This is a genomic window from Algoriphagus sp. (genome assembly GCF_024642405.1).
Taxonomy (GTDB): Bacteria; Bacteroidota; Bacteroidia; order Cytophagales; family Cyclobacteriaceae; genus Algoriphagus.
In genome coordinates this window covers 1-7,589 of record NZ_JAHEBC010000181.1, presented here as the reverse complement: position 1 = coordinate 7,589, position 7,589 = coordinate 1, and the positions used below count along the sequence as shown (strand labels likewise).

General features: G+C 35.8%; 9 protein-coding genes. 6 read left to right on the top strand and 3 right to left on the bottom strand.

Annotated elements, in window-relative coordinates:
* From Q0L68_RS13270 to Q0L68_RS13260, 3 genes are all read right to left on the bottom strand, one after another.
* Window positions 1-261: TolC family protein (locus Q0L68_RS13270; RefSeq protein WP_296703979.1), on the bottom strand; the 261-nt coding region annotated here is incomplete at its 3' end.
* Between the two features lie 44 nt (window positions 262-305).
* A complete protein-coding gene (locus Q0L68_RS13265) occupies window positions 306-851 on the bottom strand; it encodes a TetR/AcrR family transcriptional regulator (protein WP_296703976.1) in 546 nt (181 codons plus the stop codon).
* A 196-nt stretch (window positions 852-1,047) separates the two neighbouring features.
* Window positions 1,048-2,139, bottom strand: coding sequence for an AI-2E family transporter (locus tag Q0L68_RS13260; protein ID WP_296703974.1), 1,092 nt, complete (start codon window positions 2,137-2,139; stop codon window positions 1,048-1,050).
* Window positions 2,140-2,265: 126 nt separating this feature from the next.
* Here Q0L68_RS13260 and Q0L68_RS13255 point away from each other — a divergent pair, with 126 nt between their 5' ends.
* The 6 genes from Q0L68_RS13255 to Q0L68_RS13230 form a co-directional block, all read left to right on the top strand.
* Window positions 2,266-3,114 (top strand): alpha/beta hydrolase family protein, encoded by an 849-nt coding sequence (locus tag Q0L68_RS13255; protein ID WP_296703971.1) that lies wholly within the window; start codon window positions 2,266-2,268, stop codon window positions 3,112-3,114.
* 88 nt (window positions 3,115-3,202) lie between these two features.
* The gene (locus tag Q0L68_RS13250) at window positions 3,203-4,348 is read left to right on the top strand and encodes a 1-acyl-sn-glycerol-3-phosphate acyltransferase (RefSeq protein WP_296703968.1); all 1,146 of its coding nucleotides are present in this window, start codon (window positions 3,203-3,205) and stop codon (window positions 4,346-4,348) included.
* A 237-nt stretch (window positions 4,349-4,585) separates the two neighbouring features.
* Entirely contained in the window at window positions 4,586-5,176 is a 591-nt protein-coding gene (locus Q0L68_RS13245; protein WP_296703965.1) for a peptidylprolyl isomerase, read from the top strand.
* A 51-nt stretch (window positions 5,177-5,227) separates the two neighbouring features.
* On the top strand, window positions 5,228-6,307 hold the full coding sequence (locus Q0L68_RS13240) for a Gfo/Idh/MocA family oxidoreductase (protein ID WP_296703961.1): 1,080 nt from the start codon (window positions 5,228-5,230) through the stop codon (window positions 6,305-6,307).
* Window positions 6,308-6,370: 63 nt separating this feature from the next.
* A complete protein-coding gene (locus tag Q0L68_RS13235) occupies window positions 6,371-7,126 on the top strand; it encodes an SDR family oxidoreductase (RefSeq protein ID WP_296703958.1) in 756 nt (251 codons plus the stop codon).
* Window positions 7,127-7,256: 130 nt separating this feature from the next.
* The coding region (locus Q0L68_RS13230) for a fumarylacetoacetate hydrolase family protein (RefSeq protein ID WP_366938401.1) at window positions 7,257-7,589 on the top strand (333 nt) is incomplete at its 3' end.

The following is a 7,589-nucleotide window of genomic DNA, read 5'->3' as shown; positions in this document are numbered from 1 at the left end:
CTGTAATTTGATATTATAATTACCACCCGCTGAAGCTGAAATCTGTGGATACCAACCTGATAGTGCTGACTTAATTTCCTGATCGCCTATTTCCTGATCTATCTGGGATTGTCGAATAAGAGGACTATTTAAAAGAGAATAATCCAAAATTTCCTCAAGGGTAAGCTCCCCCTGGGGAACAGCTTGGTCCTCCTGGCTAAAACCAATAGTGGAAAAGAGCAAAACACCCAATCCAACTAGCAGATTATGTTTTTTGAACATAGAATTAATTGTTGAATAAAATTTACTTCTTAAAAAGGTTTGGGTCAATCGTTTTTAATCCCCTTCCAAATGAGTTGGGAGATCTCTTCCAGATTTACATTATTACTGGCAAGTTTTTGTTTGAAGTTATTTTTGATGCTAACAATAGACCTGATATTGGAATTAACCAAAATTGCTAGAATCGTAGGGTTTATGTTTTTTATCGCTCCTTCATCAATACCTGACTGAAAAAAGCTATTCGACCATTCATGCCAGATATTTGGAATTTGATCGGTCTTTTCTAAATAAAAGGGGGAATTTAGGAATTGATCATAAAATCCATGCTTCGCTGGGTTAAGGTCGTAAAATTCTGTGTAATTTTTCCAATAATTAAAAAACCGAGATTCAAACCTTAAAGTAATATCGTCCTTCTCGGCAACATAGTTTTTTATACTTTTTGTAACATAATCATAGACCCCTAAAATCAACTCTTCTTTGCTTTCAAAATAAGTATAGATGGATCCAGCAGCAACTCCTGCATTTTTAGCGACCTTACTGATGGGACTACCATGAAAACCATAGTCATTGATCAGCTCTAGTGCGCTTTCCAATATACAGTTCCTTTTATTTTGAAGATTTTCCATTGGCAAGTGAATGAACGTTCAATCATACTCGGGAATAAATAGTTCCGTATAATTCAAAATAAAAGGAAATTTTTACCTTAAACAGGAATAATAAAGTTATAACAACTTAATTATCAATCACTAATTTGATTGAATAAAGAAATATTGTTTGAAAAAATTTGAATCATTTAGATTTAGGATTTCTTAAATTCTTTTTAATAAGTTTCCAAAAATTTTCATTCTTCTCAGAAATAGTAATCTCGTCACCTAATAGGAATCCGTAGGCATTTAACGCTTCATTCCTTTCCAAAGTGATTTTCAAGACACCGACTAAAGGAATAAACAAAACCATTCCTGAAATCCCCCAAACCCAACCTCCAATTAATATTGACAGGACAACCGCGAGAGCATTTACTTTTACCTGAGAACCCACTACAAGCGGTGTAATTAGATTATTTTCCAAAAGTTGTATTCCCCATAACACCAGAAATGTCAATACTGGATAAATGAGTAAGTCTGTAGTTAAAAACACATATAAAATAACAAATAAGGAACTCAAGAACACTCCAACATATGGGATCAAATTCATTAAAGCTATAAAAACAGCAAAAAGTAGAAAGTACTTTACCCCAATGAAATAGAAAAATATACCAGCCAGAATAGCTACTATCACGGTGACTTTTAAAATCCCGGCCAGATAAAACTGTATAACCTTACCGGAGTCTTTCGCCCAATCAATTATTTTTTCATTTGAATCACTGGATTTTTTAATCAAAAATTCCACGAAAAAGTCTTTGTAATACATCAACAGAAAAATGTAGAGAGGAATGATTCCTGCCAAAGCTATCGACTTGCCAGTAGCAAAAATTGTTTGATTTAATCTGGAAAAATCAAGAAGTCTTTCAAAGCTCACCAACTCTTTAGAATCAATCTCAAATCCAATTAAAGCCTGAATATCAGCTATATAATTATCCAATTTGGAACTAAAAGCAGATCCTATTTCTGGTATATCCCCAATCAATCCAATCACTTGATCCATTAATAAATATAAAACACCAAAAGTGATCAAGCTCACAATAAGGATACTTAAGATAATTGCAAGTCCCCTAGGGATTCGTTTTTCTTCAATCCAGTTTGACAAGGGATTTAATGCAAACGCAAAAAAAACGCCCCAAACCAACGGTACAAAAATAAAAGAGCCTTCCCTCAACAAGATTGCTCCCAGAACTAAAACAATTAGCAAGTTTGCGATATTTTGAAGAGTGATATTTTTCATATTTATGATCGTGAAGGTACTAAATTACGATTCTGAAGAAAATGATTTATGTCATGACCTTTCATCCTATCTTTTTCTAATAATCCCTATTTTAGAATCTTATTCAACCCGAAACTCTATCAATTCATGAAAAATATTCTTTTTTTATTGATGCTTTTGCCATCTATTGTTTGGGCTCAAGCGAAAGTAGATACCATTGAAGTATATAGTGCTGTAATGAAGAAAAACTTGAAAGCAGCTGTAACAACTCCATCAAGCTATTCTGAATCTACATCAAAACTTCCTGTTCTTTATTTACTTCATGGGGGATTTGGAGCTTTTGATGATTGGCATAAAAAAGTTACCGAACCGGGTTTGGTCAATAAAATGGCAGAACAACACAACCTGATTATTGTCACACCTGGGGTTGGACCGTCCAGTTATTATTATGATAGTCCTTTGATGGATTCTGTTCGATATGAAACCTATTTTATTAAGGAACTGATCCCGGAAATAGATAGAAAATACAATACGCTAGCAAAAAGGGAGTCCCGGGCTATTGCAGGTTTATCGATGGGAGGCCATGGTGCAATGATGCTGAGTGCCAAGCACCCTGAATTATTCATTGCCGCAGGAAGCATGAGCGGCGTCATGAACATAGATACAAGAATGTGGGAAGTTCCTGATGAATTTAGAAACATCAGAAACGGTCAACAAAAAGCCATGCTGGGTGAATTGCAGTATGATTCTCCATTTTCTATTTATACGGCAGTTGGGCTTATCGATAATATGAAAAACAACGGAATCGCATTAACTTTTGACATTGGTGTGGATGATTTCTTAATCAATACAAATAGGCAAATCCATCAATTACTTTTGGAAAATGGAACTCCACATGATTATACTGAAAGACCTGGTGCACACACTTGGGAATATTGGACGAATTCTTTACCATACCATCTTTTATTTATCTCTAAACACCTGAAATGGGAATAATTAGCCCTTTCTTAAAAAATCATTTACACGAGAAACTTCAAAAATTGCCCTAAATTTTGCTTTTTGCAGGATAACCCTTTATCCCACTATGGCAAATTTTGATTCTATCAGGCCTTTTTATGACGCAGAAGCGAATGCCGCTATTCGAGAAATAGTGGATGATCCTATGCTGGAGGCAATGATGAATTTCACTTTCCCTCATGATTCTAAAGAACATTGGAAAGATTTAATGCTGCACACGCATTCTTTAAGAGATTTTCAAATTAATTTCATTTATCCTGGTGTTAGAAAAGTTCTTGAAAAAAGTTCAGATGGATTGAGTATTGGAGGATTTGAGGTTCTCAAACCAAATACCTCTTATCTTTTCATTTCCAATCACCGAGATATTATTCTGGATACTTCTTTGCTGAATTCCTGCTTGCATGAAAATGGATTGGTATTAACGACCTCTGCTATAGGCGATAACCTTATCAAAAAGAAATTCCTCCACACCTTATCTCGTTTAAACAGAAATTTCGCAATTAAAAGAGGGCTTCAAGGAAGAGCCTTGTTAGAAAGCTCGCAACTAGCATCGGAATACATCAAAAAATCCTTGATTCATGAAAACAGATCTGTCTGGACTGCCCAAAGAGAGGGCAGGACTAAAGATGGAAATGACGCAACCCACCGTGGGGTTTTAAAAATGCTAACTCTCGCTGAAGATGGAAATAATCCTTTTGGATTTTTTGAAAAAATAAGAGTAGTTCCGATTTCTATATCATATGAATACGATCCAACGGATATTTTAAAAATGCCTGAGCTTCTTGCTAAATCCCGTCAGGAGAAATATGTCAAAAGTGAAAATGAGGATTTTTTGAACCTATTGAGAGGGATTATGGGAACCAAAAAAAGAATTCACATTCAGGTAAATGGAATTTTGGACAAAGAGATTTCCGAAATCTCAAAAATGGAAATTAATCAAAGTGAAAAATTAAGCCAATTAGCAGCTGTTATTGATCAGAAAATCTTGTCAGGTTATATGCTCTGGCCGAGTAATTACATTGCACACGACCTGCTTTATGGTGGAGAAGAGTACAAATCTTTCTACACCGCAGAAGAAAAAAATGGTTTTGTGAAAAGACTAAACGAGAAAGTAGATACCAAAAACACTCTGATGGTGGATAACTTCTTAGCTATGTATGCCAATCCGGTAAACAATAAGAAAAAAAGTTTAGAAATAGATTCGGTTAGCTGAATGGGATCTGATTCATATTTAAAGTTCCATTTCCTTTTATCGATTTAATAGATAGGTACTTTCAAAATCCTGAGAAAAGAATTAAAAATACAGTTAATTCAACTATCTATCTCGCTTTTTGAGGGATGTTTTTGATTTGGTTTTTCAATTATTATCCCACCAAAAATTCTGAATAAAATCATTTTCATTCAATTTCAAATGGTCATATATTTAAGTTAAATAAACACCTTCTGATCAATGCTCTCTAACAGATCACTCTTTTCATTTATTTTTCTATTCTTTTTGACTATAACCCTCGGACTGTCCCAAAATCAACAAAAAGTCCCGGTTGGTGAAATAAAAACACCTTATGGGAAAATCATTATTTCGCTGGACGAACGCACACCAAATCATAAAGAAAGTTTTATTGAATTAGCCACAGCAGGATATTGGGATACACTTACTTTTAATAGGGTCATTCCAAATTTTGTGAATCAAGGAGGTTGTCCTGACACAGAAGAAGGGTTTAATGATCCGGAATACTTATTAGCACCGGAGATCAAACCAGAGCTTACTCATAAATACGGGGCAGTAGGTGCCGGAAGGGACGGTAATCCAGAAAAGATCAGTGCAAGATGCCAGTTTTATATTATTCAAAATCCCGAGGGTGTCCATAGATTAGATGGTGATTACACTGTTTTTGGACAAGTTATAGCCGGAATGGATGTGGTAGAAAAAATTGCTGATGCTGAGACAAACGACAAAGACGAACCATTAATACCTGTAACCATGAAGGTCAAAATCAAATATCTTTCTCCTTCAAAATTTGAAAAGCTACAGAGGCAATAAGGATAATTTAATTAGCTTTTTTTGATGTAAAGTTTTAATAAAACACCTCCCATGAAATCAATAAACCCAATACGAATCTTGGTTGTAGGATGTGGAAATATGGGTGCTTCCCACGCCACTGCCTATCATCAGATGGATGAATTTGAAATCTGTGGATTAGTTGCAAGGGGAAACAGTAAGATTCGACTTAATGAAAATCTAAAGTCCAGTTATCCTCTTTTCGATGATTTTGACCAAGCTTTAATTGCATCTCAGCCGGATGCTGTTTGCATCAGCACTTATCCTGATACCCATGAGGATTTCGCGCTAAAAGCATTAGATGCAGAATGTCACGTTTTTATAGAAAAACCTTTGGCTGATTCCATTTTGGGATGTGAAAAGATCATTGCAAAAGCAAAAGAGAAAAACAAAAAAGTAGTAGTTGGATATATTTTGAGACATCATCCGTCCTGGATCAGATTCATTGAAGAATCCCGAAAAATGGGGAAACCTTTGGTTATGAGGATGAATCTAAACCAACAAAGTCAGGGATACATGTGGGATGTTCATCGCAATTTGATGAAAAGTCTGAGCCCAATTGTAGACTGCGGGGTACATTACATCGATGTGATGTGTCAGATGACAAGATCAAAACCCATTTCTGTTTCTGCCATTGGAGCCAGATTGACTGACGATATTGCCGAGGACAACTATAATTATGGACAACTTCAAATTAGATTCGAGGATGGAAGCGTTGGATGGTATGAAGCTGGCTGGGGTCCAATGGTAAGTGAAACCGCATTTTTCGTCAAAGATGTATTTGGCCCTCAAGGCTCAGTTTCTATCACTGCAAAAGACGCAGGATCTTTCGGCAAATCTGATAATGTCGATAGCCATACCAAAACTGAGTCCATTCGAATTCATCATGCAGCAATTGATTCTGCAAATAAATTCACCAAAGCTGACGAATGGATTGATATGAAAGATGAACCGGGTCATCAAGAGCTTTGTAATCGAGAGCAAGTTTATTTCCTAAAATCTATTTTGGAAAACTGCGATTTAAGTGATCATTTAGATGACGCGCTCAACAGTCTCAAGATTGCTTTTGCCTGTGATGAGTCTGTCAAAACTGGTGAAACAATAAAATTATAGATTGGCAGAATTTATTTTGCGAATAGTTTAGGACTGCCTTATCTTAATTTTTCAATCGAAATCATGAAAAATAAATCAATCGTAATTACAGGAGGAGCCAGTGGAATTGGGTTGGCCATGGTGAAAAAATTTGCAGCTGAAAATTCTCGCGTTTATTTCCTGGATCTAAACGATGCCGGAGAAGAAATTAGCAAAGAACTTTCAGATAAAGGTCAAAAAGCAACTTTCATTAAATGTAACATCGCATCTTCTTCTGAGGCAACAAAAGCAATTAACAGCATTCCTGGTAAAATTGATGTGCTTATTAATAATGCAGGAATTTCCCATGTAGGCAATCTTGAAAATACGAGTGAAGAGGATTTTGATAAATTGTTTCAAGTGAATGTTAAAGGCATGTTTAATTGTACCAAAGCTGCCCTTCCGAAATTAAAGGAAGATGGGGGTGGTTCAATTTTAAATATGGCTTCTGTTGCGGCAACCATTGGCATCCCTGACAGATTTGCCTATAGTATGACCAAAGGGGCTGCTTACACCATGACCTTAAGTATTGCCCGAGATTATGTACAGGATGGAATTCGTTGTAATTGCCTTTCTCCAGGAAGAGTTCATACCCCTTTTGTAGATGGATTTCTAGCAAAAAATTACCCTGGAAAAGAAAAGGAAATGTTTGAAAAATTATCGGCGACCCAACCTATCGGAAGAATGGCTACACCAGATGAAATTGCTGAATTAGCATACTTTGTAAGCTCCGATGCTGGAAGTTTTATGACAGGAACGAATATTCCGATTGATGGAGGATTTTTGGGATTGAAAATGTGATGCAAGATTTATGAGGTAAGAAGTAAGATATATGAGGATTGAAGACAAAATCAAAATCTCTTCTTTATATATACATACCTACTCAAGCTCAAGAAAATCAACTAATAAATTAGACACTAACTACTAGATAATGAAACTGATACGATTTGGAGAGGCTGGTCAAGAGAAGCCTGGAATTATAGATAAAGAAGGAAACTACCTAGACTGTTCCGGTTTCCATGAAGATTGGAATGAGGATTTTTTTGCAAGCAATGGTCTGGATCGGTTGGATGCATGGCTAGAAGCTAATATTGATAGTCTTACGAAAATACCTGAAAACTCAAGAATTGGATCCCCAGTAGCACGTCCATCAAAAATCATTTGTATTGGGCTTAATTACAGGAAACATGCTATAGAATCAGGAATGCCAGTTCCAGAAATTCCAATCATTTTTATGAAAGCTACCTCCTCTCTTTGTGGGCCT

Excerpts from the sequence above, each read along its gene's own strand:
- Q0L68_RS13260 (WP_296703974.1), bottom strand. The coding sequence starts at position 2,139 with ATGAAAAATATCACTCTTCAAAATATCGCAAACTTGCTAATTGTTTTA.
- Q0L68_RS13255 (WP_296703971.1), top strand. The coding sequence starts at position 2,266 with ATGAAAAATATTCTTTTTTTATTGATGCTTTTGCCATCTATTGTTTGG.
- Q0L68_RS13250 (WP_296703968.1), top strand. The coding sequence starts at position 3,203 with ATGGCAAATTTTGATTCTATCAGGCCTTTTTATGACGCAGAAGCGAAT.
- Q0L68_RS13235 (WP_296703958.1), top strand. The coding sequence starts at position 6,371 with ATGAAAAATAAATCAATCGTAATTACAGGAGGAGCCAGTGGAATTGGG.
- Q0L68_RS13240 (WP_296703961.1), top strand. The coding sequence starts at position 5,228 with ATGAAATCAATAAACCCAATACGAATCTTGGTTGTAGGATGTGGAAAT.
- Q0L68_RS13245 (WP_296703965.1), top strand. The coding sequence starts at position 4,586 with ATGCTCTCTAACAGATCACTCTTTTCATTTATTTTTCTATTCTTTTTG.